Here is a 25,149-nt window from a genome sequence, read left to right as displayed (position 1 = left end):
ATAAAAAGGGAGCCCCGCGGGGCTCCCTTTTTTATGCCTGGACGAATTACTTCACCGTCACAGTGATTTTTTCCGAAATGATCGGCGGCTCGAAGGCCATGTGGTTCTTGTCGCCCAACTCCAGCTGCAAGGTGTGCGTGCCAGGCGTCAGGGTCAGCTCGGTTTCGGTCTGGGCCTTGCCGAAATGCACGTGCTGGGCGTCAGCCGGGATCACCTGGCCCGCGGCGATCGGGCCGGTGTCGATCAGCAGGTGGTGATGGCCGGTGTTCTTGGTGGCATCGCCCGCCGGGGCCAACGCCACGCCTTCGATGCCGAACTTGACCTTGAAGGTCTTGTCCACGGTAGCGCCATTTTCCGGGGAGACAATAAACGCCTTGGCGCTAGCCGGGGCGGGGGTTGCAGCGCTGGCCATCATCGAAGCACCGAGCAGCAGGCTGGCCAAAACAGCACGTGACATAAAGGTTTTCATTCTTTTCTCCAGTTTTACGCTTAATCTTTATGAGTGTGACAACTTCGTGGCGATTCGTTGTCGAAGGACCTCAACACCATAGCAAAGCGCGCCGCAGCAGCGCGCCGCACATAACGAATTCAAGGAGTGACCATGCGCTTTTTGCCTGGCCTGATACTGTTGCTGCCCCTTGTGAGCCCATTGGCTCATGCTGAACTGATTGACGATGTAAACGACCGTGGCGAACTGCGCATTGCGCTGGAAGCCAACAGCCCGCCGTTCAACTTCAAGGATGACGGCCGGCTTACCGGCTTTGAAGTCGAGCTTGGCCAACTGCTGGCCAGTGAACTGGATGTACGCGCCGACTTCGTGGTGACCGACTCCACCGACCTGCTGCCAGGCGTCGAGAGTGGCAAGTACGACATCGCCATCAATCACATAGCACTGACCCCGGAACTCAAGGATCGTTTCGATTTCAGCGAACCTTACAGCTATTCCAGCGCACAACTGATCGTGCGCCAGGAGGAACAACGTCCACTGAGCTCTCTGCTGGCCCTCAACGGCAAGGCCCTGGGCGTGGCGCAAGGCAGTCAGTTCGTCGACCAGGCCCGCAGCGTCGAAGGCATCAACCTGCACAGCTACCCCGACGCGCAGCAGCCCCTCAAGGACGTGGCCGACAAACAACTCGACGCCGCCATCAGCGATCGCCTGCTGATCCCCTATGCCATCCGCGACAGCCGCCTGCCGGTGAAAGAAGGCGCCAAGGTCGGTCCGACCCTGAGCCTGGCGATTCCGTTCCAGAAGGGCAACCCGGCCTTCCAGGCCAGCCTCGACCAGGCCCTGCAACGGATCAAGAAAGATGGACGCCTGATGGCGCTGTCGGAAAAGTGGTTCGGCATGGACGCGAGCCAGCCGCCAAAACCGTAGTCGTCGAGGGGCCCTTGTGGGAGCGAGCAGACGGAGCGCCGCCCGGCGCGCTCCCACAGCGGATCTGCACAGCCCGTCAGATAAGGCTAGCCAGTGCCGCCGCGGCTTCAGCCAGTTGCAGTTCGCTGAACACCTGCACCCCATGCCGGGTCAGCAGGGCTGCGGTGACGCCTTCGCCGCTGACCTTGACCCCGCTGAAGGTTCCGTCATACGTCAGCAGATTGCCGCAGGACGGGCTGTTGGCCTTGAGCACAGCGATCCGGATGGCGTGCTGCTGCACCAGCGCCAGGGCCTGCTGTGCACCTGACAGAAATTCGGCGCTGACATCCTCGCCCTCGGTGGTAATCACCCGGGCGTGACCGTCCAGTACCTGCGTCCCCTGCCCACCGGGAATCTCCGCTGCCGCCCGGGGCGTGGGCAGGCCGCCGGCCACTTCCGGACACAGGGCGACCACCCGCCCTTCGGCAATCCACTGCTGCAATTGATCGAACGGCCCGCTGGCACCACCGTCGTAACGTACGCGGTGGCCGAGCAGGCAACGGCTGACCAGGATTTTCTGCATCATCAGAACAACTCGTTACCGCGCCGACGAAACCAGCCCGTCAATGACAGGCGCTCGCGGGTCGCGGGTAGGACTTCGTGGGGCACTTCGCCCGACAGGAATACCACCAGGCAACCGCCGATGGGTACCACATCGTGCTCCACGTCTTCCGCAAGGTACATGCGCAACTGACCGCCATGCTCCGGCAGCCAGTCGTCGTTGAGGTAGATCACCGCCGAGACCATGCGCCGGTCGTCGTCGCGAAAGCGGTCGACATGCTTGAGGTAGAACGCCCCGGGCGGGTACAGCGCAAAATGGCTTTCGAAATCCTCAAGACCCAGGTACAGGCCCCGGTTCATGGCTTCGCGCAGGCTGTCCATCAAGCCCAGGTACAGGTCGCACGCCTCGACCTGGCCCGGCTCCAGCCACTGGATGTGATCGCCGCGAATGCCCTCGCGGATCTCTGAAAACGGCCCGCGCCCGACGGCCGCAGGTGCCAATTCACCCTCGGCCGCACGTTTACGGCACTCAGCCGCCAGTGCTCGGGTCAGAACCTGAGGCAGGAAAATCGGCTGTTGCGACCAGCCGCGCACAGCGAGATCGTCCACGATACGTAACAGCAGCGGGTCATCGGAGGGTATTTGCATGGCGCGCATAGTATTCCTGCGCCAGCAAATCCGACAGCACCACATAGCGGAGGATCGTCGGATAAGCTGATGAACATGATACGAATTCTCGACAACCTGTGTCTGGCCCCGGAGAATAGTCGCCTGCCGACAGGAGTCCTTATGCGCCGTTTGCTTTTTTCACTGTTGATGCTCTGCACTTTTCCCTCCTGGGCAGACGGCCACGACCAGTTGTACAAGGTCGCCGGCTGGCCCGACCAGCGCGCGCATTTTAGCGATGCCCTCAACGCCGCCCAGCAACGCTACCAAAGCAGCTTGCCGCCGGCGGTGTTCCAGGCGCTGGTCAATAACAGCAATCAGCGATTTGCGCCGCAGGCCATGGATCGCCGGGCCGAAGCGCAATTGCGCAAGAACCTCGCCGACCCCAAGCCGGCACTGGGGTTTTTCCAGTCGCCGCTGGGCCGCAAGATCATTGCCGCCGAACTGCTGGCGACCCGGCGCGACCAGTTGGCGAAGAACGCCAAGGGCCTGCCGAAAATCGAAGCCAGCGACACCCGTCAGTTGATCATTGGCCATCTGGCCCAGGCACTGCCGGCCCGTGAAGCCGGTGCCGAAGTCAGCCTGGCGATCGCCGGTGTGGCGGCGGACAGCCTGAGTCAGATGATTCCCGGCCTGCTCGGCGGTGGTCAGGCCCAGAGCATGTTGAACGGCCAGCGCCAGCGGCTGATGGAACAGATTGGCAGCGACCTGAACAACACCCTGCTGTATGTCTATCGCGACCTGTCGGACGCGGAACTGGAAGAGTTCGCCAACTTTGCCGAATCGGCCGAAGGCCAGGCGTACTACCAGGCAGCACTGGCCGCGATCCGCGCGGGCCTGGCCGTAGGCCAAAGCACTTCGAACCTGAATCAGTAACAGTCAGCGCTGCCAGGGGGTGTTACGGATTACGCCCCTTGATCCGCTTGGTCAAAAAGCCGAAATACTCCTGGCGCAATGCCTGGGTTTCATTGGCCAGATGATGCCGAGCCTCGGGCAGCTTCAACACCTGGGGCCGGTCGAACTTACCCGCCAGCACTTCAAGGTTGTGCTGCCAATCCACCGTCATGTCCGCCTGGCCCTGAATGATCAGCGGTCGCCGGTCGCTGCGCGGGGCCGCTTCGATACGCTTGATCCAGCGGGCCAGCGCGCCCACCCAGGCGGTCGGCAGACGCAGCGGTTGCAACGGGTCGGCTTGCAGGAACGGCAGGAACGCCGGGTCGTTGGAGTTTTCACTGAAGCGCCGGGCGATGCCTTTGACGAAAGGCTTGAGCAGGTAGTAACTCAGGTGTGACCAGCCCCAGGCACGCGGCCGCACCAGCGGCGACAGCAGCACCACCTGGCCCTGCGCTGGGCTGTTTTGCCCCTGGTTGAGCACATGATCAATCACGATCGCCCCGCCGGTACTCTGGCCGCACAGGTGCCACGGCTGCGGCAAATCGATGGATTGCGCCTCGACGAACAGCCCCTGCAGGGTGTCCTGGTACTCGGCAAAATCGCGAATGCTCGCGCGCTCACCGCTGGACAGGCCGTGCCCCGGCAGGTCGCAGGCAATCACCGCAAACCCCTGGTCCAGCGCCCACTCGATCACATGCCGATAGAGCCCGGTGTGATCGTAGAAGCCGTGAAACAGAAAGAGCGTCGCCTTGGCCCGCTCGGGCCACCAGAACTGGCTGACCAGCTCATAACCATCGACCTCGAACCGCCCCAGCCCGGTACGCAGGGCACGACCCGCAAAGTCCAGGCCGTAGAACCGCTGATAGGCCCGGCCTTCCTCCGACAACGGCTGCGCGCAGGCCAGGGCTTGCAGGCTGGCGCGCAAATGATCGGCATTGAAGGTGGCAGGCATATCGGGATTCCAGCGCGAAACAGACTTTATGGGCCTGCGATATTCTTCTGTCGCGGCAAGCATGGCAAGCTACGCGACCTTCGAGGAAGCTTTCCCATGCGCCCGCACGCCCGCACGACATTGCTTGCCACCCTGCTCGCCCTGCTATGCGCCGGCGTCCTGTGGGCGGCGTATGACTGGTTCCAGGGACGCTACCTGCGGGCGTTCAGCTCGCACACGGCGGTGTTTTCCGGCGACCCCTTGCGCCTTCCGGAACACCTGGCCGGCCCCGGGGCGATTCGCGTGGTGCACTTCTGGGACCCGGCCTGCCCGTGCAACGTCGGCAATCAGCAGCACCTGGCCGAACTGCTCGAGCACTACGGGCCACAAGGCGTGCAGTTCTACGCCGTGCAAAAGCCCGGCAGCCAGGGCCAACTGCCCAGCACCTTGAGCAACCTCAAACCCCTCGAACGTCTCCCAGGCTCCGAGCACGTCCCCGCCAGCCCCGCCGTGGCGATCTGGGACCGCGGCGGCAAACTGGCCTACTTCGGCCCCTACAGCGAAGGCCTGACCTGCAACTCCAGTAACAGCTTTATCGAGCCGATCCTCCAGGCCCTGAGCGACGACCGTCCGGTGAATGCCATCAATACTTTGGCGGTGGGCTGCTACTGTCCTTGGGCCAATGAAGCACCCTAGGGCATTCCGGACTTTTCAGGGTACTGGCTGCCCGGTGCATCAGCTCTGTGCTACATGTTGACCGCCCCGACAGGCGGTACCCTGACAAGAACAAGGAGTCACCATGAAACGCGCCCTGAGCTTACTGGCCCTGTTACTCGTGCTGCTGGCCGCCGCAGCCGGCTGGTATGTGTACAGCAAACAACCATCGCGTCAGGGTCAGGTGCAGTTGCAGCACCTGGAGGGTTCAGTGACCGTGCGCTACGACGAACGTGGCATTCCTCACGTGCGTGCCGGCAATGAGATCGACCTGTATCGCGCCCTCGGTTATGTCCAGGCCCAGGACCGGCTGTTCCAGATGGAAATCATGCGGCGCCTGTCCCGGGGTGAACTGGCCGAGGTGCTCGGGCCAAAACTGTTGGATACCGACAAACTGTTCCGCAGCCTGCGCATTCGCGAGCGCGCCGAGAGTTATGTGGCCGCACTGGATAAGGAGTCGGCGGCGTGGAAGGCCCTACAGGCCTATCTGGACGGGATCAACCAGTATCAGGACACACACGCTGCGCCCATTGAGTTCGACGTGCTGGGCATCGCCAAGCGGCCGTTCACCGCCCAGGACAGCGTCAGCGTCGCCGGCTACATGGCCTACAGCTTTGCCGCGGCCTTTCGCACCGAGCCCCTGCTGACCTACGTGCGCGATCAGTTGGGCAATGACTACCTGAACATCTTCGACCTCGACTGGCAGCCCAAAGGCGTGCTGGCCCAGCAACACAGCAGCGCGCCGGTCCTGAGCAACGCCGACTGGCAAGACCTCAACGCCATTGCCCGTCTCAGCCAGCAGGCGCTGGCCGAGCACGGCCTGCCGCAATTGGAGGGCAGCAATGCCTGGGTGGTTGCCGGCAGTCGCACCAAGAGCGGCAAGCCCTTGTTGGCCGGCGACCCGCACATTCGGTTCTCGACGCCTTCGGTGTGGTACGAGGCGCAACTGTCGGCCCCCGGCTTCGAACTCTACGGACACTATCAGGCGCTGGTGCCGTTTGCCTTCCTTGGCCACAACCTGGACTTCGGCTGGAGCCTGACGATGTTCCAGAACGACGACCTCGACCTGATCGCCGAGAAGGTCAACCCGGACAACGCCAACCAGGTCTGGTACCACGGCAAGTGGGTCGATCTGATCAACAGCGAGCACCAGATTGCCGTCAAGGGCCAGGCCCCCGTGACCCTGACACTGCGCCAATCGCCCCACGGCCCGATCATCAACGATGTCCTGGGCGCCAGCGCCGGCAAGACCCCCATCGCGATGTGGTGGGCGTTCCTCGATACCCAGAACCCGATCCTCGAAGGTTTTTACCAACTCAACCGCGCCGACACCCTGGCCAAGGCCCGGGCCGCATCCGCCAAGGTCCAGGCCCCGGGGTTGAACATCGTCTGGGCCAACGCCAAGGGGGATATCGGCTGGTGGGCGGCCGCGCAACTGCCCAAGCGTCCGGCGGGGGTCAAGCCGGGCTTCATCCTCGACGGCAGCAGCAATCAGGCGGACAAGGACGGCTTCTACCCCTTCAGCGCCAACCCGCAGGAAGAGAACCCGGCCCGCGGCTACATCGTCTCCGCCAACTTCCAGCCGCTGTCACCGACCGGCCTGGAGATTCCCGGTTACTACAACCTGGCCGACCGCGGTCAGCAGCTCAACCTGCAATTGAGCGACAAGAACTTCAAGTGGGACCTGGACAACACCCAGGCACTGCAACTGGGCACCACGACCGGGTACGGTCAACGCCTGCTGGCGCCGCTGCTGCCGGTATTGCGCGAGGTGGTCAGCGACCCGCAGGAACGGCAATGGCTGGATCAACTGAGCGCCTGGAAAGGCGATTACCCGCTGGAGTCCACCAGCGCCACGCTGTTCAACCAGTTCCTGTTCAACCTGGCCGATGGGGCCCTGCACGATGAGCTGGGCGACAGCTTTTTCGACACCCTGCTCTCGACCCGGGTGATCGATGCCGCCCTGCCCCGACTGGCTGCCAACCCCGACTCAGTGTGGTGGGACAACCGCGACACCCTGGGCAAGGAGTCCCGCGCCGACGTGGTCAAGGCCGCGTGGCACGCCAGCATCGCCCACCTGAAAACCACCCTCGGCGCAGACGCCACGCAATGGCAGTGGGGCAAGGCCCACACCCTCACCCACGGCCATCCGCTGGGCACGCAAAAACCCTTGGAGCGCATTTTTAACGTCGGTCCGTTCGAAGCCCCGGGCAGTCACGAAGTGCCGAACAACCTGTCGGCGAAAATCGGCCCGGCACCCTGGCCCGTGACCTATGGCCCGTCGACCCGGCGCATCATCGACTTCGCCGACCCGGCCCACGGCCTGACCATCAACCCGATCGGCCAGAGCGGCGTGCCTTTCGATGCGCACTATCAAGACCAGGCCGAGGCGTACATCGAGGGTGTCTACCACCAGGCGCATTTCAGCGAGGAAGAAGTGAGCGCCAATACGCGCAGCACCTTGAAGCTGCTGCCGGCCCACTGACGGCAACGGCGACACAGGTCGCGGTGATTTGCGTTATTCGCGAGCGCACCGCAAGCGGGCGCTTGCGGCGACAGGGGGTGGCGTTGAGGGTTGACCGCAGGAATGCGGTCAACCCGTTCGACTTACGTCGCTCCCGGCGCCTGGGCCCGGCGTACGTCGGGCTGTTTCCAGGAGTCGGCAGCACTTTCCTCGATGGCCTGCTGGATCGCCCGCTTGCGGTTTTCTTCGGCGCGGCGGCTGAAGAACCAGACCATGAAGGTAACGATCGACACGGCCAACAGGATCAGGCTGGCCACGGCGTTGATCTCGGGTTTGACCCCCAGGCGCACCGCCGAGAACACTTCCATCGGCAGGGTGGTGGAGCCCGGGCCCGAGACGAAGCTGGCCAGTACCAGGTCATCCAGCGACAGGGCGAACGACATCATGCCGCCCGCTGCCAGCGAAGGCGCAATCATCGGGATAGTGATCAGGAAGAACACCTTCCACGGCCGCGCACCCAGGTCCATGGCCGCCTCTTCGATGGACAGGTCCAGCTCACGCAAGCGTGCCGATACCACCACCGCCACATAGGCGGCACAGAAGGTGGTGTGGGCGATCCAGATGGTGACGATGCCCCGCTCCTGCGGCCAGCCGATCATCTGCGCCATAGCCACGAACAGCAGCAACAGCGACAGACCGGTGATCACTTCCGGCATCACCAACGGCGCGGTGACCAGGCCGCCGAACAGCGTGCGGCCCTTGAAGTGGGTGATCCGGGTCAGCACGAACGCGGCCAGTGTGCCCAGGGCAACGGCTGCGACCGCGGTGTAGCAGGCGATTTCCAGCGAGCGCACCACCGAGCCCATCAGTTGGCTGTTGTCCAGCAGGCCGACGTACCACTTGATCGACCAGCCGCCCCACACCGTCACCAGTTTCGAGGCGTTGAACGAGTAGATCACCAGGATCAGCATCGGCAGGTAGATGAACAACAGACCCACTACCAGCATCAGGCTGGAGAAACGGAAGCGCTTCATTCTTTACCCTCCATTTCCTTGGCCTGACTGCGGTTGAACAGGATGATCGGCACAATCAGGATCGCCAGCATCACCACCGCCAGGGCGGAAGCCACCGGCCAGTCACGGTTGTTGAAGAACTCTTGCCACAGCACTTTACCGATCATCAGGGTTTCCGGACCGCCCAGCAGTTCCGGGATCACGAACTCACCCACCACCGGGATGAACACCAGCATGCAGCCGGCGATGATGCCGTTCTTGGACAGCGGGATGGTGATTTTCCAGAAGCTGTTGAACGTGCTCGAACCCAGGTCGGACGCGGCTTCCAGCAGGCTGGTGTCGTGTTTTACCAGGTTGGCGTAGAGCGGCAGGATCATGAACGGCAGGTAGGAATAGACCACGCCGATATAGACCGCCAGGTTGGTATTGAGGATCTGCAGCGGCTCATCGATAAAGCCCATGCTCATCAAGAAGCCGTTGAGCAGGCCGTTGTTGCTGAGGATGCCCATCCACGCATACACGCGGATCAGGATCGCGGTCCAGGTCGGCATCATGATCAGCAGTACCAGTACGGTCTGCATTTCCTTGCGCGCACTGGCGATGGCGTAGGCCATCGGGTAGCCGATCAACAGGCACAAAATGGTGCTGATCAGCGCCATCTTCAACGAGCCGAGGTAAGCGGCAATGTACAGCTCGTCCTCGCTGAGCATCACGTAGTTGCCCAGGTTGAGCAGCAACTGCAGCTTCTGCTCGACGAAGCTGTAGATCTCGGTGTACGGCGGAATGGCCACGTCTGCTTCGGCGAAGCTGATCTTCAATACGATGAAGAACGGCAGCATGAAGAACAGGAACAGCCACAGGAAAGGAACGCCGATGACCAACTGGCGGCCACCGGGAATTATTCGACTGAGTCGACGCTTGAGTTTTCGCATGTTCATGAGCGCAGTACCACGCCGCTGTCGTCTTCCCACCAGACGTAGACCTGGTCACCCCAGGTCGGACGCTGGCCCCGGCGCTCGGCGTTGGCCACGAACGATTGCACCAGCTTGCCGCTCGGCAATTCGACGTAGAACACCGAGTGGCCGCCCAGGTAGGCAATGTCATGGACCTTGCCGCTCGACCAGTTGTGCTCGCAGGTCGGCATATCGGCGGTGACCAGCAGTTTTTCCGGGCGAATCGCGTAGGTCACCGACTTGTCTTGCACCGAGGTGCTGATGCCGTGGCCGACGTAGATGTTGCGGTCCAGGTCCTTGCAGGTGATCAGTGCATGGCCCTCGGCGTCGTCCACCACTTCACCTTCGAAGATGTTGACGTTGCCGATGAATTCGCAGACCAGGCGGCTGGTCGGGGTTTCGTAGATGTCGATCGGGCTGCCGATCTGGGCAATCCAGCCCAGGTGCATGATCGCGATGCGCTCGGCCATGGTCATGGCCTCTTCCTGGTCGTGGGTCACCATGACGCAGGTCACGCCGACGCGCTCGATGATTTCCACCAGCTCCAGCTGCATCTGTGAACGCAGTTTTTTGTCGAGGGCGCCCATCGGTTCGTCGAGCAGCAACAGCTTCGGCCGCTTGGCCAGGGAACGGGCCAGGGCGACACGCTGGCGCTGGCCACCGGAGAGCTGGTGCGGCTTGCGCTTGGCATACTGGCTCATCTGCACCAGCTTGAGCATCTCGGCCACCCGGGCGTCGACTTCAGCCGCCGGGATCTTGTCCTGCTTGAGGCCGAAGGCGATGTTCTGCGCCACGGTCATGTGCGGGAACAGCGCGTAGGACTGGAACATCATGTTGATCGGCCGCTCGTACGGCGGCATGTCGGTGATGTCCACGCCGTCGAGGAAAATCCGCCCCTCGGTCGGTCGCTCGAAACCGGCGAGCATACGCAACAAGGTCGATTTGCCCGAACCCGAACCGCCGAGCAAGGCGAAGATTTCGCCCTTCTTGATTTCCAGGGACACATCGTCCACGGCAATCGTCTCGTCGAACTTCTTCGTGACCCGGTCGATTTTGACCAGCACCTGTTTAGGTGTCTGATCGCCCTCGAGGGCTTTCTTATAGGCGCCGGAGGCAACTGCCATTTACGAAACTCCCAACAAAAAGAGTGCAGTTCGCCCAACACGGGCGAAACCTTGGATAGGTTGAGCCTTTGTCACTATTTACCCGACTTGACCTTGGTCCAGCTGCGGGTCATCAAACGTTGAATGTTCGGTGGTAGTTCGATCGACACGTAGGTCTTGTCGAGGACCGCCTGGGGTGGATACACCGACTCGTCTTCGCGGATCGACTGTTCCATCAACGTGTCCGACCCCGGGTTCGGGTTGGCGTAGCCCACGTAATCGCTGACCTGGGCGATCACCTCAGGCTTGAGCAGGTAGTTGATGAAGGCATGGGCCTCTTTGGCATTGGACGAGTCCTTGGGAATCGCCAGCATGTCGAACCACAGGGCGCCGCCCTCTTTCGGGATCGAGTAGGCAATGTTCACGCCTTTGCCGGCTTCCGCTGCCCGGGCCTTGGCCTGGAACATGTCGCCGGAGAACCCGATGGCCACGCAGATGTCGCCGTTGGCCAGGTCCGCGATGTATTTGGAGGAGTGGAAGTACGTCACGAAAGGCCGCACCGCGAGCAACTTGGCTTCGGCTTTTTTGTAATCGGCAGGGTTGGTGCTGTTGGCATCCAGGCCCATGTAGTTGAGGACGGTGGGCATCATTTCATCGGCGGAATCAAGGAACGCGACGCCGCAGCTCTGCAGTTTCTTGATGTTTTCCGGCTCGAACACCGCCGCCCAGGAATCGATCTTGTCGACCCCCAGTACCGCCTTGACCTTGTCGACGTTGTAACCGATGCCGTTGGTGCCCCACAGGTACGGCACGGCGTACAGGTTGCCCGGGTCGTTCTGTTCCAGGCGCTTGAGCAGCACCGGGTCGAGGTTGGCGTAGTTGGGCAGTTGCGACTTGTCGAGCTTCTGGAAGGCCCCGGCCTTGATCTGCTTGCCCAGGAAGTGGTTCGACGGCACGACCACGTCATAACCGGTGCGCCCGGCCAGCAACTTGCCTTCCAGGGTTTCGTTGGAATCAAACACGTCATACACCGGCTTGATGCCCGTGGCTTTTTCGAAATCCGCCAGGGTTGATTCGCCGATGTAGTCCGACCAGTTATAAATATGCACGGTGGAGGCGGCTTGCACACTGACCGCAAGTGTCAGGCCGGCGCCAACTAGCATGGCTTTACGAAACAAAGAAATAGGCAATTGGAGGTCCTCTGAAATAGTTGGGCCCAAGTTGCCCAGCGTTACATGACAGCCATGGCTGCCTGGCAACAAAACCGGCGCGCAACTTACCCTCGATAAACCGATCCAGCAAACTTTAAAAAGATCCTGGTAGGAGCGAGCTTGCTCGCGATGGTCGACAACGATAACGCGGGGTGCCTGGCACTGCGCGGCGTTGCGATTTTTTTCGCGAGCAGACCGCAAGCGGGCACCCGCTCCTACAAGGGTTCTACTTGTTATTTACCCGATTTGATCTTGGTCCAGCTGCGGGTCATGATCCGCTGGGTCGCGGCCGGCAAATCGGCAATCGCGTACAGCTTGGCCAGCACGTCCGCCGGTGGGTAAACACCCGGATCACTGGTGATGTCTTTATCGACCAGAGGGGTTGCAGCGGCGTTACCGTTCGGGAAGCGTACGGCGTTGGTAATCTCGGCCATGATTTCCGGCTTCTGCAGGAAGGTCATGAACTTGTAGGCGCCTTCGACGTTCTCGGCATCTTTAGGGATGGCGACCATGTCGTAGAAGCTGCCTGCACCTTCTTTGGGAATGTTGTAGCTGACCTTGACCTTGTCACCGGCTTCACTGGCGCGGGTCTTGGCCTGGTAGATGTCGCCCGAGTAACCGATAGCCACGCAGATGTTGCCGTTGGCCAGGTCGGAGATGTACTTGGAGGAGTGGAAGTAGCCGATCGAAGGACGCACTTTCAGGAACAGCGCTTCAGCTTCGGCCAGTTGTTTTTTATCCTGGCTGTCGGTTGGATAGCCCAGGTAGTGCAGTGCCACCGGAATCATCTCGGTTGGCGAATCCAGGACGCTGATCCCGCATGCCTTGAGCTTGGCGGCGTTTTCCGGCTTGAAGATCAAGTCCCAGGAGTTGGTCGGTGCGTCGTCACCCAGTGCAGCCTTGACCTTCTCGGCGTTAAAACCGATACCGATCGAGCCCCACATGTAAGGGAAGGCGTGCTCGTTACCCGGGTCGCTGACCGAAACGGCCTTGAGCAGGTCGGTATTGAGGTTTTTCCAGTTCGGCAGCTTGGACTTGTCCAGCTTCTGGTAGACACCGGCCTTGATCTGCTTGGCCAGGAAGTTGTTCGACGGCACAACGATGTCGTAGCCGGACTTGCCGGCCAGCAACTTGGCTTCCAGGGTTTCGTTACTGTCGAAGACGTCGTAGACGACCTTGATGCCTGACTCCTCCTCGAACTTCTTGACGGTGTCCGGCGCGATGTAGTCGGACCAGTTGTAGACGTGCAGTACTTTGTCATCTGCCTGAACCGCGCCCGCCATCACGCCCATCAGGGACATGGCAAGAAGTGTCTTGCCTGCGAGCTTTTTACCGAGTGCCTTCATGCGTAATGCTCCAAATTTTTCTTTTTTGAACCACCTGTTCCGCGCCGAACCCTGGCGTCTGGAACTGTGGCTAGTCTGGCAACATCCATGGCGGTCTTTCAAGGAAAGGCCAAGCTTTCTGACCGCTCTGAGCGAAAGTTCATACAACTCCCGCTCAGAGCCTAGCACTTAGCCCTGCAATGCACTCAGGGTCAGGTCCAGACACTTGCGTGCCTTGGCCACCAACTCATCGATTTCTGCCGGTGTGATCACCAGCGGCGGAGCGATGATCATGGTGTCGCCCACTGCGCGCATGATCAGCCCGTTGTCGAAGCAGAACTGCCGGCAGATCATGCCCACACCCTTGCCTTCGTAACGTTTGCGCGTGGCCTTGTCCTGAACCAGTTCGATTGCCCCCAACAGCCCCACTCCGCGAACTTCGCCCACCAGAGGGTGATCGTTCAGTTCACGTAGACGCTTTTGCAAATACGGTGCCGTTTCTGTGTGGACGCGCTCGATAATTTTTTCGTCGCGCATGATGCGGATGTTTTCCAGGGCCACTGCCGCTGCCACCGGGTGACCGGAGTAAGTAAAGCCGTGGTTGAAATCGCCGCCCTCGTTGAGCACCTCGACCACGCTGTCACGCACGATCAGGCCACCCATCGGGATGTAGCCGGAGGTCAGGCCCTTGGCGATGGTCATCATGTCTGGCTTGAGGTCGTAGTAATCGCTGCCGAACCACTCACCGGTACGGCCGAAACCACAGATCACCTCGTCGGCGACGAACAGGATGTCGTACTTGGCGAGGATTTCCTTGATGCGCGGCCAGTAGCTTTCTGGCGGCACGATCACGCCGCCGGCACCCTGGATCGGCTCGGCGATAAAGGCGCCGACGTTGTCGACACCGATTTCGAGAATCTTTTCTTCCAACTGGTTGGCGGCCCAGACCCCGAACTCTTCCGGGGTCATGTCGCCACCTTCACCGAACCAGTAAGGCTGCGCAATGTGCACGATCCCCGGGATCGGCAAGTCGCCCTGTTCGTGCATATAGGTCATGCCGCCCAGGCTGGCGCCGGCCACGGTCGAACCGTGGTAGCCGTTTTTGCGGCTGATGATGACTTTCTTGTTCGGCTGGCCCTTGATCGCCCAGTAGTGGCGGACCATTCGCAGCATGGTGTCGTTGCCTTCGGAGCCGGAACCGGTGAAGAACACGTGGTTCATGCCTTGCGGGGCGATGTCGGCGATCGCCTTGGCCAGCTCCAGCACCGGCGGGTGGGCGGTCTGGAAGAACAGGTTGTAGTACGGCAGCTCGCGCATCTGTTTGCTGGCGGCGTCCGCCAGCTCATCGCGACCGTAGCCGATGGCCACACACCACAGGCCGGCCATGCCGTCGAGGATCTTGTTGCCTTCGCTGTCCCACAGGTAAACGCCCTTGGCGCTGGTGATGATGCGCGGGCCTTTTTCCTTGAGCTGCTTGAAGTCACTGAACGGCGCCAGGTGGTGCTCGTTGCTCAGGCTTTGCCATTCACGGGTTTGCGGGTTGTTGCTGCTCATAAAGCGCTCCTTCCTAGTGAGGTAAGAGTGCGGCTGGTGGGCCGCACCCGGCGTGTCAGACGGCGAATAGCAGGAATTCCCGTTCCCACGAACTGATCACGCGCTTGAAGTTTTCATGCTCGGCCCGCTTGACCGCGACGTAGCCAGTGATGAAGTTGTGACCCAGGTATTTCTCGATGGTCTTGCTGTTTTCCATGCGCTCCAGGGCGTCCTCGATGGTCAGCGGCAGACGCAGGTTGCGTCGCTCATAACCACGTCCAACCACCGGCGCGCTTGGGTTGAGGCCTTCGACCATGCCGATGTAGCCGCACAACAGGCTGGCGGCAATCGCCAGGTACGGGTTGGCATCGGCCCCCGGCAGGCGGTTTTCCACCCGACGGTTCTGTGGCCCCGCGTCCGGAACCCGCAGGCCCACGGTGCGGTTCTCTTCGCCCCACTCCACGTTGACCGGTGCCGAGGTGTCCGGCAGGAAGCGGCGGAACGAGTTGACGTTGGGGGCGAACAGCGGCAGCAGCTCAGGGATGAACTTCTGCAGGCCACCAATGTGATTGAGGAACAGTTGGCTCATGGTCCCGTCTTCATTGGAGAAGACGTTCTTGCCAGTCTCGATGTCGATGATGCTCTGGTGCAGGTGCATGGCGCTGCCCGGCTCGCCCGTCATCGGCTTGGCCATGAACGTCGCCGCCACGTCGTGCTTGAGCGCGGCTTCGCGCATGGTGCGCTTGAACACCAGGATCTGGTCGGCCAGGGACAGTGCGTCACCGTGACGGAAGTTGATTTCCATCTGCGCCGTGCCGTCCTCGTGGATCAGCGTGTCCAGGTCCAGCTCCTGCAGCTCGCACCAGTCGTAGACGTCTTCAAACAGCGGATCGAATTCGTTGGCCGCTTCAATGGAGAACGACTGGCGACCGATTTCCGGACGCCCGGAACGGCCGATCGGCGGTTGCAGCGGATAGTCCGGGTCGTCGCTGCGCTTGGTCAGGTAAAACTCCATCTCCGGCGCCACGATGGGCTGCCAGCCCTTGTCGGCATAGAGCTTGAGGACCTTCTTGAGCACGTTGCGCGGCGACAGCTCGATCGGGTTGCCCTGCTTGTCGTAGGTGTCGTGGATCACCTGGGCGGTCGGCTCGATGGCCCAGGGCACCAGGAACACAGCGTTCTGGTCGGGGCGGCAGATCATGTCGATGTCGGCCGGGTCGAGCAGCTCGTAATAGATGTCGTCTTCGACATAGTCGCCCGTCACTGTTTGCAGCAGCACACTCTCGGGCAGGCGCATGCCTTTTTCGGCAATGAACTTGTTGGTCGGCGAAATCTTGCCGCGGGTGATCCCGGTCAAGTCGGCGATCATGCATTCGACTTCTGTGATCTTGTGGTCTTTCAACCAATCGGTGAGCTGGTCGAGGTTGTTACTCATAAATGCCTCTGGGCTGAGTGTCCTGACGTCATTAAGAGTCAGGCGATATGTGACGCATCCGCGTCGCGTTGTCGTGTCTGGGCCATGGCCAGGCCATGTGGGTTAGAGCTTACCTGCCATTGGGGCCGGGTTTGCACACTTGCAGCAAAAGCCGTGCGTGCAGGAACCGCAACGACAGCGCGAATCAATGGGCAGGGAATGGCAACGCGTGCAGAATCATGAGCAGTTCCCGGTGTATTCGCAGGACCGCTATAGTGAACAGGATCTATAGTGAAAGAAGTGCCACGACTAAAGAGAAAGGCATCCGCAACGTCCAGAATATCGGACGGGGAACGCTGCTCCGGGAGCGCCGACAGGCCCTTGGCCACCGCGCGGACGGACGTGTCGCCACTGATGTGGCAAGCATGCAGACCGATCTGCCTGGAGCAGGTGGTCACGCCGATTGACGGCAGGCGAGACATGAAGCACCCCGGTATTATTGCTGTTATGGGTTTGATTCGAGCTTAGCCTTGTTCATTTTTTTACACAACACCCCCGTAAAAAATACAACACGGCCCGCTCAAGCCTGCGGGCGGCAACGAAGGGAAAGGGATTAAAACGCCCCAAAGTGCCTCAAAAATGCCCTGCGAGCGCTTTTTTAGGGCAAAAAAGCCCTCGCTTGACTTCGGCATGCCGTTCGGGTTGACTGGAATCTGAAAAGATCAATGATTGATATTTTTAACAACAAAGGTGTTGCATCATGTCGGTACCCCCGCGTGCCGTTCAGCTTAACGAAGCGAACGCGTTCCTTAAGGAACATCCTGAGGTTCTGTACGTTGACCTTCTGATTGCGGATATGAATGGTGTGGTGCGCGGCAAGCGCATCGAACGCACCAGTCTCCACAAGGTTTACGAGAAAGGCATCAACCTGCCGGCCTCTCTATTTGCTCTGGATATCAATGGTTCGACGGTGGAAAGCACCGGCCTGGGCCTGGACATCGGCGATGCTGACCGAATCTGCTATCCAATCCCCGACACCCTGTGCAATGAGCCTTGGCAAAAGCGCCCGACCGCGCAACTGCTGATGACCATGCACGAACTTGAAGGTGAACCTTTCTTCGCCGACCCGCGCGAAGTCCTGCGACAAGTCGTGACCAAGTTCGACGAACTGGGCCTGACTATCTGCGCCGCATTCGAGCTGGAGTTCTACCTGATCGACCAGGAGAACGTGAATGGCCGGCCACAACCGCCACGCTCGCCGATCTCCGGCAAACGCCCGCACTCGACACAGGTCTACCTGATCGACGACCTCGACGAATACGTCGACTGCCTCCAGGACATCCTGGAAGGTGCGAAGGAGCAAGGCATCCCGGCTGACGCCATCGTCAAGGAAAGTGCGCCGGCGCAGTTCGAAGTGAACCTGCACCACGTTGCCGACCCGATCAAGGCCTGCGACTACGCGGTACTGCTCAAGCGTCTGATCAAGAACATCGCCTACGACCATGAGATGGACACCACCTTCATGGCCAAGCCTTACCCAGGCCAGGCGGGTAATGGTCTGCACGTCCACATCTCGATCCTTGATAAAGACGGCAAGAATATTTTTGCCAGTGAGGATCCCGAGCAGAACGCCGCACTGCGTCACGCGATCGGCGGTGTGCTCGAGACCCTACCGGCGCAGATGGCTTTCCTCTGCCCGAACGTCAACTCCTACCGTCGTTTCGGCGCACAGTTCTACGTGCCGAACTCGCCGTGCTGGGGCCTGGACAACCGCACTGTGGCGATTCGCGTGCCGACCGGTTCCTCCGATGCCGTGCGCATCGAACACCGTGTGGCCGGCGCCGATGCCAACCCGTACCTGCTGATGGCTTCGGTCCTGGCAGGCGTGCACCACGGCCTGGTCAACAAGATCGAGCCTGGCGCACCGGTGGAAGGCAACAGCTACGAGCAGAACGAGCAGAGCCTGCCGAACAACCTGCGTGACGCCTTGCGCGAGTTGGACGACAGCGAAGTCATGGCCAAGTACATCGATCCGAAATACATCGATATCTTCGTGGCCTGTAAAGAGAGCGAGCTGGAGGAGTTCGAACACTCCATCTCCGACCTCGAGTACAACTGGTACCTGCACACCGTGTAAGCGCTTGCAGTAAAACAAACGCCATCGTGCCTAATTGGCCGATGGCGTTTTTTTATGGCCGCCTGCGGAGGATCGCTAGCGCCCGCTTGCGGCCTGCTAGCGATGGCGTCCGGGCAGACAACACCCACCCCTGCTCGTACAATGCCCGCTGCCTTTGCAGGAGACTTCAATGACCCGGCCCGCCACTCTTCGTAAACCCCGTGCCCGCAGCCAGGCGCGAATCGATTCGATACTCGATGCCGCCCGCACACTGCTGGCTGCCGAGGGCGTAGCCAGTTTGTCGATCTACAGTGTCGCCGAGCGCGCGCAAATCCCACCCTCCTCCGTCTACCATTTCTTCGCCAGCGTCCCGAGCCTGCTCGAAGCACTGACGGCCGATGTCCACGCCGCGTTCCGCGCCTGCCTGCAAGCGCCTATCGACCATGACACCCTCACCGGCTGGCGAGACCTGTCGCGGCTGGTGGAGCAACGCATGCTGCAGATCTACAGCGAAGACGCCGCCGCCCGCCAGTTGATCCTGGCCCAGCACGGGCTCACCGAGGTCACCCAGGCCGACCGCCAGCACGACCTGGAACTGGGCGACCTGATGCACACCCTCTTCAACCAGCACTTTGAACTGCCGGCGCTGCCCAGCGACGTCGACGTGTTTGCCCTGGCCATGGAGCTGGGCGATCGGGTTTATGCGCGTTCGGTACAGCAGCATGGGCAGATCACCCCGCGTATGGCGGAGGAAGGGATGCGGGTGTTTGATGCGTACCTGGGGTTGTATCTGCCGCCCTATCTGCCTAAACGCAACCACCCGGCCTGAATCCGGACTCGCGATGGCGACCCACCCGCAACCCCAAAAAAACCCATAAAAAACCCCCGAAGGGCTCACACCCTTCGGGGTTGTTCGTCGTGCATGGCTTACAACTTGGCGATCGAGACCTCGGTGGACTTCACGAAGGCGATCACTTCGCTGCCAATCACCAGCTCCAGCTCCTTGACCGAGCGGGTGGTGATCACCGAGGTGACGATGCCGGAAGCGGTTTGCACGTCGATTTCCGACAGCACATCGCCTTCGACGATTTCCTTGATGGTGCCTTTGAACTGGTTGCGAACGTTGATGGCTTTGATAGTCATGAGGGTGATTCCTGTCGTGGGAAGAACGATGAGTTATTGAGCCCAGCGCAATTGCGTGGGCAAGGGTGAAACAGGTTCCGGCTCGGGCGGTACACCCGGCAGGGCCAACACGCGGTTGAGCACTTCGGTTTCCAGCGCTGCCAGCCGATGGGAACCGCGGACCCGAGGGCGCGGTAACTCGACGTGCAGGTCCAGGCCAATCTCGCCCTCTTCGATCAGCAGCACCCGGTCGGCAATCGCCACCGCTTCGCTGACATCGTGGGTCACCAGCAGCACGGTAAAACCATGCTGCTGCCACAGGCGCTCAATCAGTTGCTGCATTTCAATCCGGGTCAGGGCGTCCAGGGCGCCGAGCGGCTCGTCGAGCAGCAGCAGGCGCGGCTGGTGGATCAGTGCCCGGGCCAGGGCCACCCGTTGTTTCTGCCCGCCGGACAATGCCGCCGGCCATTCATCGGCGCGGTCGGCCAGGCCTACCGCTTCCAGGGCATCCAGGGCCTGCTGGCGCCAGTTGCCCTTGAGGCCGAGGCCCACGTTGTCGATGACCTTTTTCCAGGGCAGCAACCGCGCCTCCTGGAACATCAGCCGGGTGTCTTGCCGTGCTTCGCTGAGGGCTGCCGAGCCCGCCAGCAATTGCCCGTCGGTTGGCTGGTCGAGGCCGGCGAGCAAACGCAGCAAAGTGCTTTTGCCACAGCCACTGCGACCGACCACCGCGACGAACTGGCCGGCTGGAATATGCAGATCGATGTCGCGCAGCACTTGCCGCGCACCAAAGGTCTTTTGCAGCTTGCGCACGGCCAGGGGAATCCCACGCAGCAGGCGCGGCGGTTGTTGAGCCGTCATGCGCCACCTCCCTTGGCCACTTGATAGGCCGGGTGCCAGCGCAGCCACACCCGCTCCAGGCCTCGGGCCGCGAGGTCGGCCAACTTGCCGAGCACCGCATAGAGCACAATCGCCAGCACCACCACGTCGGTCTGCAGGAACTCCCGGGCGTTCATTGCCAGGTAGCCGATACCCGAGCTGGCCGAGATGGTTTCGGCCACGATCAGCGTCAACCACATGAAGCCCAGGGCAAAACGCACCCCCACCAGAATCGACGGCAGCGCACCCGGCAGGATCACCTGGCGGAACAGGCTGAAACCGCTCAAGCCATAACTGCGTGCCATTTCCACCAGCGCCGGGTCGACGTTACGAATACCGTGGTAGGTGTTGAGGTAGATCGGGAACAACGTGCCCAGGGCCACCAGGAAAATCTTTGCCGACTCGTCGATGCCGAACCACAGGATCACCAGCGGGATCAACGCCAGGTGCGGCACGTTGCGGATCATCTGCACCGAACTGTCAAGCAGGCGCTCGCCCCACTTCGACAGGCCGGTGATGAAACCCAGCACCAGGCCGATGCCGCCGCCAATGACAAAACCGACGCCAGCACGCCAGCCGCTGATGGCCAGGTGTTTCCAGATTTCGCCGCTTTGCACCAGGCTCACGCCCGCTTCGATCACCGCGATCGGAGCCGGCAGAATCCGCGTCGACAACCACCCCGCCGACACCGACAACTGCCACACCGCCAGCAACAGCACCGGCAGGGCCCAGGGCGCGAGACTGTGGATAAGGGTTTGCTTCTTCATGGCGCGCCTCAGCTCTGGGACGCGGCTTTGGGAAGAATGTCGTTGGCCACCATTTCACCGAACGGGCTGACGTAGCCGCCCGTTTTCGGCAACTCAGGACGCTCTATGTCGAGGTGCGGGAACAGCAGTTCGGCCACCCGATACGACTCTTCCAGGTGTGGATAACCGGAGAAGATGAAGGTGTCGATGCCCAGGTCCGCGTACTCCTTGACCCGTGCCGCCACCGTCGGGCCATCGCCGACCAGCGCCGTTCCGGCACCGCCACGTACCAGGCCGACACCGGCCCACAGGTTCGGGCTGACTTCCAGATTGTCGCGGCTGCCCCCATGCAGCGCAGCCATGCGTTGCTGGCCCACCGAGTCAAAGCGCGCCAACGACGCCTGGGCCCGGGCGATAGTGTCGTCATCCAGATGGGAAATCAGACGGTCCGCGGCCCGCCAGGCTTCGTCATTGGTCTCGCGCACGATCACGTGCAGACGAATGCCGAAGCGTACGGTACGGCCCAGCTTGGCCGCCTTCTCCCGCACTTGCGCGATTTTCTCGGCGACCGCGGCCGGTGGCTCGCCCCAGGTCAACACCATTTCGACCTGCTCGGCGGCCAGGTCCTGCGCCGCTTCTGAAGAGCCACCGAAGTACAGCGGTGGACGCGGTTGCTGGATGGGTGGATAGAGCAACTTGGCGCCTTTGACGCTGATGTGTTGCCCGTCGTAATCAACGGTTTCGCCTTCCAGCACGCGGCGCCAGATCCGGGTGAACTCCACGGAGGCCTGATAACGCTCTTCGTGGCTGAGGAACAAGCCATCGCCCGCCAACTCTTCCGGGTCACCGCCGGTCACCAGATTGAACAACGCCCGGCCACCGGACAACCGGTCCAGGGTCGCCGCCTGACGCGCCGCCACCGTCGGGGAAATGATCCCGGGGCGCAGGGCAACCAGGAACTTCAGGCGCTGGGTCACCGGGATCAGCGAGGCTGCCACCAGCCACGAGTCTTCGCAGGAGCGCCCGGTGGGGATCAACACCCCGCCGAACCCCAGGCGGTCCGCCGCCTGGGCGACTTGTTGCAGGTAGCCATGGTCCACGGCGCGCGCGCCTTCGGCAGTGCCAAGGTAATGGCCGTCGCCGTGGGTAGGCAGGAACCAGAAAATATTGAGGCTCATGGAGTGGTCTCCTTGGAAAGTCGAACTACTGGGTTTTGGCAACGGTCGCCGGCGGCGTCCAGATCACGTCTTTGATGCTCAAGGGTTTAGGGATCAACTTGAGCTGGTAGAAGCTGTCGGCGATCTTCTGCTGCGCCGCGACCACTTCCGGCGTCAGGAAGTGCGCACCGTAGCCCTGGCGTTTCACCGAGGTCAGGGTGATGTCGGCAGGCAGGCCGAGCAGTGGCGCCACCTGTTTGGTCACATCCTCGGGGTTGGCCTGGGACCACTCACCGACAGCGCGGACTTCATCCACCAGGGTCTTGATCACGGCCGGGTGCTGCTCGGCGTAAGGCTTGGTGGCCAGGTAGAACTGATGGTTGTCGACGATGCCTTTGCCATCACGCAGGGTGCGGGCCTGCAGTTGCTGTTCGGCGGCGGCCTGGTACGGGTCCCAGATCACCCAGGCGTCGACGCTGCCGCGCTCGAACGCTGCGCGGGCATCGGCTGGGGGCAGGAATACGGTCTGGATGTCGCTGTATTTGAGGCCGGCGTCTTCCAGGGCGCGCACCAGCAGGTAGTGCACGTTGGAGCCCTTGTTGAGCACGACTTTCTTGCCCTTGAGATCCTGTACCGATTGGATTGCCGAGTCCTTCGGCACCAGGATCGCTTCACTGTGGGGAGCGGGTGGCTCGTAGGCGACATAGAGCAGATCGGCACCGGCGGCCTGGGCGAACACTGGCGGGGTTTCGCCGGTCACGCCGAAGTCGATGGAGCCGACGTTCAAACCTTCGAGCAGTTGCGGGCCACCGGGGAATTCGGTCCATTGCACGTCGACGCCTTGGGCGGCGAGGCTTTTCTCCAGGGTGCCCTTGGCTTTGAGCAGCACCAGGGTGCCGTATTTCTGATAGCCGATACGTAGGGTCTCGGCCTGGGCTTGAGTAATGGCGCCGAAGGACACAGCCGCAGCAAACAGAGCGACCAGACCGCGACGCAAAATGACAGGGCGCATGGCGCTCTCCTTTTTGCAGTGGGGTTGTGGCTGCACCTGCTTGCCCGTTAGCGGGCGAGTAAGGCCAGTACTTCAGATTTCGGGTGGGACTCAAATGCTCCAGCGAGCACTCAACAAACGTTCATTCAACAGGTGTGGATCAAGTGGCTTCGGGCGGCGGGCCATGGCGCTGAAAAACTGCTCCAGGGCTTCGTTCAAGCGTTGCTCCAGCTCCGGTGCCAACTTCGCCTGGGCACTGCCTTCGCCATAGGCGATCTGGTTATCTTCGGCAAAGATGCCGTGCAGCATTTCCTGGGCCTTGAGTGCCGACAGCACCGGCTTGAGCGCGTAATCCACCGCCAGCATGTGAGCAATACTGCCGCCCGTAGCCATCGGCAGTACCACCTTGTGGCTCAGGGCGCGTTCAGGCAGCAGGTCCAGGACGGTTTTCAGTGCGCCCGAAAAGGACGCCTTGTAGACCGGCGTGGCGATCAGCAGCCCATCGGCATTGGCAATCTGTTGCAGCAGGTCGATCACCTTCGGGCTGTCGAAGCGGGCATGCAGTAAATCTTCGGCCGGGAAGTCCCGTACCTGGTAACTCACCACTTCCACACCCTGTTGTTGCAACCAGCGCTGGGAGCGATCCAGCAGCACCCCGGAACGGGAGCGTTGGCTGGGACTTCCTCCGAGTGAGACGACCAGCATTACCTTGATTCCTTGCATGTAGTGGGCGATTCGCAACTTGCGATCTCGCGGTGATGGAGTGACCTTAACAGGTGATTTATATATCTATAAATCATATTTATTCATTTGTTTATACTAAAAATGAATATTAAAAACTGCCCGGGCGCAGACAAAAAAAAGGCCGTCGAAACGGCCTGAAAACCCCTGCTTTGTGATTCTGGTTCACGCGGATTGTTGCGGTGGTCAATCCGACCCCATCGCGGGCAAACCCGCTCCCACAGGATGTGCGCGATGCGTTGTGGGAGCGGGCCGGGCGGCGTTCCGCTTGCCCGCGATGGGGTGGTAAGGCGCGCCACAAAAGCTGGCGGATTACCGGTTCGGCTGCGGCGTCAGGCGCAGGTAGGGCTTCACCGCGCGGTAACCTTTGGGGAAGCGCTGGGCGATCTCTGCTTCGTCCTTGAGCGAGGGCACAATCACCACTTCGTCACCGTCCTGCCAGTTGGCCGGCGTGGCCACCTTGTAGTGGTCGGTGAGCTGCAGCGAGTCGATCACCCGCAGGATTTCGTTGAAGTTGCGCCCAGTACTGGCCGGATAGGTGATGGTCAGCCGCACCTTTTTGTTCGGGTCGATCACGAACAGCGAACGCACGGTCAGGGTGTCGTTGGCGTTCGGGTGGATCAGGTCGTAGAGGTCCGAGACCTTGCGGTCGGCGTCGGCCAGGATCGGGAAGTTGACCAGGGTGTCCTGGGTTTCGTTGATGTCTTCGATCCAGCGGTGATGCGAATCCACCGGGTCGACGGACAAGGCAATGGCCTTGACCCCGCGCTGGGCAAACTCGTCCTTGAGCTTGGCGGTAAACCCCAGCTCCGTGGTGCACACCGGCGTGAAGTCCGCCGGATGGGAAAACAGCACGCCCCAACTGTCGCCCAGCCACTCATGGAAACGAATGGTGCCGGCGCTGGAATCCTGTTCGAAATCGGGGGCGATGTCGCCCAGTCTGAGGCTCATGGTGCTGCTCCTGATGAGTGCGGAATGAGCCTACTGTGCCTTGTCTTTTTCCCAGTTAAAAAGAATAAATATCGATTTATTTAGAACTTAAACGAATATTAAATATCTGTTCACTGGACGCCTGCGCCCGCAGCGCCCACGCTGGCGCCCAAGGTTCGAGAAGGCCTTGAGTTGCGGTAAAAGAGGGAAGCCGGCAGACACACGGGGGTGGGTCTACCGGTAAACAAAAGCCCCGCCAGGCGCAATGCCTGGCGGGGCTTTTTTTAGGTTCTTCACGGAATCCCGGGAAACACAGAAACAAGAACGCCGA

Annotated in this window: 24 protein-coding genes and 1 pseudogene; 6 read left to right on the top strand and 19 right to left on the bottom strand. The window is 61.2% G+C overall.

What is annotated here, in order from left to right; all coding sequences use genetic code 11:
• Positions 1 to 46 precede the first annotated feature (46 nt).
• Entirely contained in the window at positions 47 to 469 is a 423-nt protein-coding gene (locus tag H7995_RS04965) for a DUF4399 domain-containing protein (protein ID WP_185818073.1), read from the bottom strand.
• Between the two features lie 132 nt (positions 470 to 601).
• Here H7995_RS04965 and H7995_RS04960 point away from each other — a divergent pair, with 132 nt between their 5' ends.
• The gene (locus H7995_RS04960; RefSeq protein WP_166589176.1) at positions 602 to 1,375 is read left to right on the top strand and encodes a transporter substrate-binding domain-containing protein; all 774 of its coding nucleotides are present in this window, start codon (positions 602 to 604) and stop codon (positions 1,373 to 1,375) included.
• A 76-nt stretch (positions 1,376 to 1,451) separates the two neighbouring features.
• Here the strand turns inward: H7995_RS04960 and H7995_RS04955 are convergent, their stop codons facing one another.
• Positions 1,452 to 1,937, bottom strand: a complete 486-nt coding sequence (locus H7995_RS04955; protein WP_166589334.1) for a 2-thiouracil desulfurase family protein — start codon at positions 1,935 to 1,937, stop codon at positions 1,452 to 1,454.
• Between the two features lie 2 nt (positions 1,938 to 1,939).
• Positions 1,940 to 2,572: a 2OG-Fe(II) oxygenase gene (locus tag H7995_RS04950; protein WP_166589177.1), complete on the bottom strand. Its 633-nt coding sequence runs from the start codon at positions 2,570 to 2,572 to the stop codon at positions 1,940 to 1,942.
• A gap of 132 nt (positions 2,573 to 2,704) precedes the next feature.
• Between H7995_RS04950 and H7995_RS04945 the strand changes: the two genes are divergently transcribed.
• Positions 2,705 to 3,457 carry a DUF2059 domain-containing protein gene (locus tag H7995_RS04945; protein ID WP_182342791.1) on the top strand — a complete coding sequence of 251 codons (753 nt, stop codon included), beginning with the start codon at positions 2,705 to 2,707 and terminating at the stop codon, positions 3,455 to 3,457.
• Between the two features lie 22 nt (positions 3,458 to 3,479).
• On the opposite strand, the gene bipL is transcribed toward H7995_RS04945, so the two are convergent.
• Complete coding sequence (gene bipL / locus H7995_RS04940) at positions 3,480 to 4,427, bottom strand: phospholipase BipL (RefSeq protein ID WP_166589179.1); 948 nt, start codon at positions 4,425 to 4,427, stop codon at positions 3,480 to 3,482.
• A 96-nt stretch (positions 4,428 to 4,523) separates the two neighbouring features.
• Between bipL and H7995_RS04935 the strand changes: the two genes are divergently transcribed.
• Entirely contained in the window at positions 4,524 to 5,102 is a 579-nt protein-coding gene (locus H7995_RS04935) for a DUF6436 domain-containing protein (RefSeq protein WP_166589180.1), read from the top strand.
• 103 nt (positions 5,103 to 5,205) lie between these two features.
• On the top strand, positions 5,206 to 7,605 hold the full coding sequence (locus H7995_RS04930; protein WP_185818072.1) for a penicillin acylase family protein: 2,400 nt from the start codon (positions 5,206 to 5,208) through the stop codon (positions 7,603 to 7,605).
• 122 nt (positions 7,606 to 7,727) lie between these two features.
• Here the strand turns inward: H7995_RS04930 and H7995_RS04925 are convergent, their stop codons facing one another.
• The 8 genes and pseudogenes from H7995_RS04925 to H7995_RS28810 all read right to left on the bottom strand — a co-directional run.
• Positions 7,728 to 8,618, bottom strand: coding sequence for an ABC transporter permease subunit (locus H7995_RS04925; protein ID WP_166589182.1), 891 nt, complete (start codon positions 8,616 to 8,618; stop codon positions 7,728 to 7,730).
• Entirely contained in the window at positions 8,615 to 9,496 is an 882-nt protein-coding gene (locus H7995_RS04920; protein WP_182344829.1) for an ABC transporter permease subunit, read from the bottom strand. The genes H7995_RS04925 and H7995_RS04920 overlap by 4 nt, the downstream gene beginning before the upstream one ends.
• 35 nt (positions 9,497 to 9,531) lie before the next feature.
• Entirely contained in the window at positions 9,532 to 10,674 is a 1,143-nt protein-coding gene (locus tag H7995_RS04915; protein WP_095164689.1) for an ABC transporter ATP-binding protein, read from the bottom strand.
• Between the two features lie 74 nt (positions 10,675 to 10,748).
• Entirely contained in the window at positions 10,749 to 11,843 is a 1,095-nt protein-coding gene (locus H7995_RS04910) for a polyamine ABC transporter substrate-binding protein (RefSeq protein WP_166589184.1), read from the bottom strand.
• Between the two features lie 254 nt (positions 11,844 to 12,097).
• On the bottom strand, positions 12,098 to 13,210 hold the full coding sequence (locus tag H7995_RS04905; protein WP_182342795.1) for a polyamine ABC transporter substrate-binding protein: 1,113 nt from the start codon (positions 13,208 to 13,210) through the stop codon (positions 12,098 to 12,100).
• A gap of 168 nt (positions 13,211 to 13,378) precedes the next feature.
• A complete protein-coding gene (locus H7995_RS04900; protein ID WP_166589186.1) occupies positions 13,379 to 14,743 on the bottom strand; it encodes an aspartate aminotransferase family protein in 1,365 nt (454 codons plus the stop codon).
• 55 nt (positions 14,744 to 14,798) lie between these two features.
• Positions 14,799 to 16,157 carry a glutamine synthetase family protein gene (locus H7995_RS04895; protein ID WP_095164694.1) on the bottom strand — a complete coding sequence of 453 codons (1,359 nt, stop codon included), beginning with the start codon at positions 16,155 to 16,157 and terminating at the stop codon, positions 14,799 to 14,801.
• A gap of 170 nt (positions 16,158 to 16,327) precedes the next feature.
• Positions 16,328 to 16,618 (bottom strand): annotated as a pseudogene (locus H7995_RS28810) (gamma-glutamyl-gamma-aminobutyrate hydrolase family protein); the annotation flags it as partial.
• A gap of 278 nt (positions 16,619 to 16,896) precedes the next feature.
• Between H7995_RS28810 and H7995_RS04890 the strand changes: the two are divergent.
• Entirely contained in the window at positions 16,897 to 18,273 is a 1,377-nt protein-coding gene (locus H7995_RS04890; protein ID WP_071552890.1) for a glutamine synthetase family protein, read from the top strand.
• Between the two features lie 169 nt (positions 18,274 to 18,442).
• Positions 18,443 to 19,081, top strand: coding sequence for a TetR/AcrR family transcriptional regulator (locus H7995_RS04885; protein ID WP_166589188.1), 639 nt, complete (start codon positions 18,443 to 18,445; stop codon positions 19,079 to 19,081).
• Positions 19,082 to 19,179: 98 nt separating this feature from the next.
• On the opposite strand, the gene H7995_RS04880 is transcribed toward H7995_RS04885, so the two are convergent.
• The 7 genes from H7995_RS04880 to H7995_RS04850 all read right to left on the bottom strand — a co-directional run bounded on the left by H7995_RS04880 (position 19,180) and on the right by H7995_RS04850 (position 24,839).
• On the bottom strand, positions 19,180 to 19,395 hold the full coding sequence (locus H7995_RS04880; RefSeq protein WP_003213899.1) for a TOBE domain-containing protein: 216 nt from the start codon (positions 19,393 to 19,395) through the stop codon (positions 19,180 to 19,182).
• 33 nt (positions 19,396 to 19,428) lie between these two features.
• Positions 19,429 to 20,235, bottom strand: coding sequence for an aliphatic sulfonates ABC transporter ATP-binding protein (ssuB, locus tag H7995_RS04875; protein ID WP_166589189.1), 807 nt, complete (start codon positions 20,233 to 20,235; stop codon positions 19,429 to 19,431).
• A complete protein-coding gene (gene ssuC / locus H7995_RS04870; RefSeq protein ID WP_182342797.1) occupies positions 20,232 to 21,020 on the bottom strand; it encodes an aliphatic sulfonate ABC transporter permease SsuC in 789 nt (262 codons plus the stop codon). Before ssuC ends, ssuB begins: the two co-directional genes overlap by 4 nt.
• Before the next feature lie 8 nt (positions 21,021 to 21,028).
• A complete protein-coding gene (ssuD, locus tag H7995_RS04865) occupies positions 21,029 to 22,177 on the bottom strand; it encodes an FMNH2-dependent alkanesulfonate monooxygenase (RefSeq protein WP_182342799.1) in 1,149 nt (382 codons plus the stop codon).
• 25 nt (positions 22,178 to 22,202) lie between these two features.
• Positions 22,203 to 23,168, bottom strand: coding sequence for a sulfonate ABC transporter substrate-binding protein (locus H7995_RS04860; protein ID WP_182342801.1), 966 nt, complete (start codon positions 23,166 to 23,168; stop codon positions 22,203 to 22,205).
• A 90-nt stretch (positions 23,169 to 23,258) separates the two neighbouring features.
• On the bottom strand, positions 23,259 to 23,852 hold the full coding sequence (gene ssuE / locus H7995_RS04855; RefSeq protein ID WP_095164700.1) for an NADPH-dependent FMN reductase: 594 nt from the start codon (positions 23,850 to 23,852) through the stop codon (positions 23,259 to 23,261).
• A 348-nt stretch (positions 23,853 to 24,200) separates the two neighbouring features.
• Complete coding sequence (locus tag H7995_RS04850) at positions 24,201 to 24,839, bottom strand: peroxiredoxin (protein WP_166589193.1); 639 nt, start codon at positions 24,837 to 24,839, stop codon at positions 24,201 to 24,203.
• Between the last annotated feature and the right edge of the window lie 310 nt (positions 24,840 to 25,149).

It is taken from the genome of Pseudomonas kielensis (assembly GCF_014236655.1).
GTDB classification, from domain to species: Bacteria; Pseudomonadota; Gammaproteobacteria; order Pseudomonadales; family Pseudomonadaceae; genus Aquipseudomonas; species Aquipseudomonas kielensis.
This window is presented reverse-complemented; position numbering and strand designations above follow the sequence as displayed.

Excerpts from the sequence above, each read along its gene's own strand:
- H7995_RS04965 (WP_185818073.1), bottom strand. The coding sequence starts at position 469 with ATGAAAACCTTTATGTCACGTGCTGTTTTGGCCAGCCTGCTGCTCGGT.
- H7995_RS04960 (WP_166589176.1), top strand. The coding sequence starts at position 602 with ATGCGCTTTTTGCCTGGCCTGATACTGTTGCTGCCCCTTGTGAGCCCA.
- H7995_RS04955 (WP_166589334.1), bottom strand. The coding sequence starts at position 1,937 with ATGCAGAAAATCCTGGTCAGCCGTTGCCTGCTCGGCCACCGCGTACGT.
- H7995_RS04950 (WP_166589177.1), bottom strand. The coding sequence starts at position 2,572 with ATGCGCGCCATGCAAATACCCTCCGATGACCCGCTGCTGTTACGTATC.
- H7995_RS04945 (WP_182342791.1), top strand. The coding sequence starts at position 2,705 with ATGCGCCGTTTGCTTTTTTCACTGTTGATGCTCTGCACTTTTCCCTCC.
- bipL (WP_166589179.1), bottom strand. The coding sequence starts at position 4,427 with ATGCCTGCCACCTTCAATGCCGATCATTTGCGCGCCAGCCTGCAAGCC.
- H7995_RS04935 (WP_166589180.1), top strand. The coding sequence starts at position 4,524 with ATGCGCCCGCACGCCCGCACGACATTGCTTGCCACCCTGCTCGCCCTG.
- H7995_RS04930 (WP_185818072.1), top strand. The coding sequence starts at position 5,206 with ATGAAACGCGCCCTGAGCTTACTGGCCCTGTTACTCGTGCTGCTGGCC.
- H7995_RS04925 (WP_166589182.1), bottom strand. The coding sequence starts at position 8,618 with ATGAAGCGCTTCCGTTTCTCCAGCCTGATGCTGGTAGTGGGTCTGTTG.
- H7995_RS04915 (WP_095164689.1), bottom strand. The coding sequence starts at position 10,674 with ATGGCAGTTGCCTCCGGCGCCTATAAGAAAGCCCTCGAGGGCGATCAG.
- H7995_RS04905 (WP_182342795.1), bottom strand. The coding sequence starts at position 13,210 with ATGAAGGCACTCGGTAAAAAGCTCGCAGGCAAGACACTTCTTGCCATG.
- H7995_RS04900 (WP_166589186.1), bottom strand. The coding sequence starts at position 14,743 with ATGAGCAGCAACAACCCGCAAACCCGTGAATGGCAAAGCCTGAGCAAC.
- H7995_RS04895 (WP_095164694.1), bottom strand. The coding sequence starts at position 16,157 with ATGAGTAACAACCTCGACCAGCTCACCGATTGGTTGAAAGACCACAAG.
- H7995_RS04890 (WP_071552890.1), top strand. The coding sequence starts at position 16,897 with ATGTCGGTACCCCCGCGTGCCGTTCAGCTTAACGAAGCGAACGCGTTC.
- H7995_RS04885 (WP_166589188.1), top strand. The coding sequence starts at position 18,443 with ATGACCCGGCCCGCCACTCTTCGTAAACCCCGTGCCCGCAGCCAGGCG.
- H7995_RS04880 (WP_003213899.1), bottom strand. The coding sequence starts at position 19,395 with ATGACTATCAAAGCCATCAACGTTCGCAACCAGTTCAAAGGCACCATC.
- ssuB (WP_166589189.1), bottom strand. The coding sequence starts at position 20,235 with ATGACGGCTCAACAACCGCCGCGCCTGCTGCGTGGGATTCCCCTGGCC.
- ssuC (WP_182342797.1), bottom strand. The coding sequence starts at position 21,020 with ATGAAGAAGCAAACCCTTATCCACAGTCTCGCGCCCTGGGCCCTGCCG.
- ssuD (WP_182342799.1), bottom strand. The coding sequence starts at position 22,177 with ATGAGCCTCAATATTTTCTGGTTCCTGCCTACCCACGGCGACGGCCAT.
- H7995_RS04860 (WP_182342801.1), bottom strand. The coding sequence starts at position 23,168 with ATGCGCCCTGTCATTTTGCGTCGCGGTCTGGTCGCTCTGTTTGCTGCG.
- ssuE (WP_095164700.1), bottom strand. The coding sequence starts at position 23,852 with ATGCTGGTCGTCTCACTCGGAGGAAGTCCCAGCCAACGCTCCCGTTCC.
- H7995_RS04850 (WP_166589193.1), bottom strand. The coding sequence starts at position 24,839 with ATGAGCCTCAGACTGGGCGACATCGCCCCCGATTTCGAACAGGATTCC.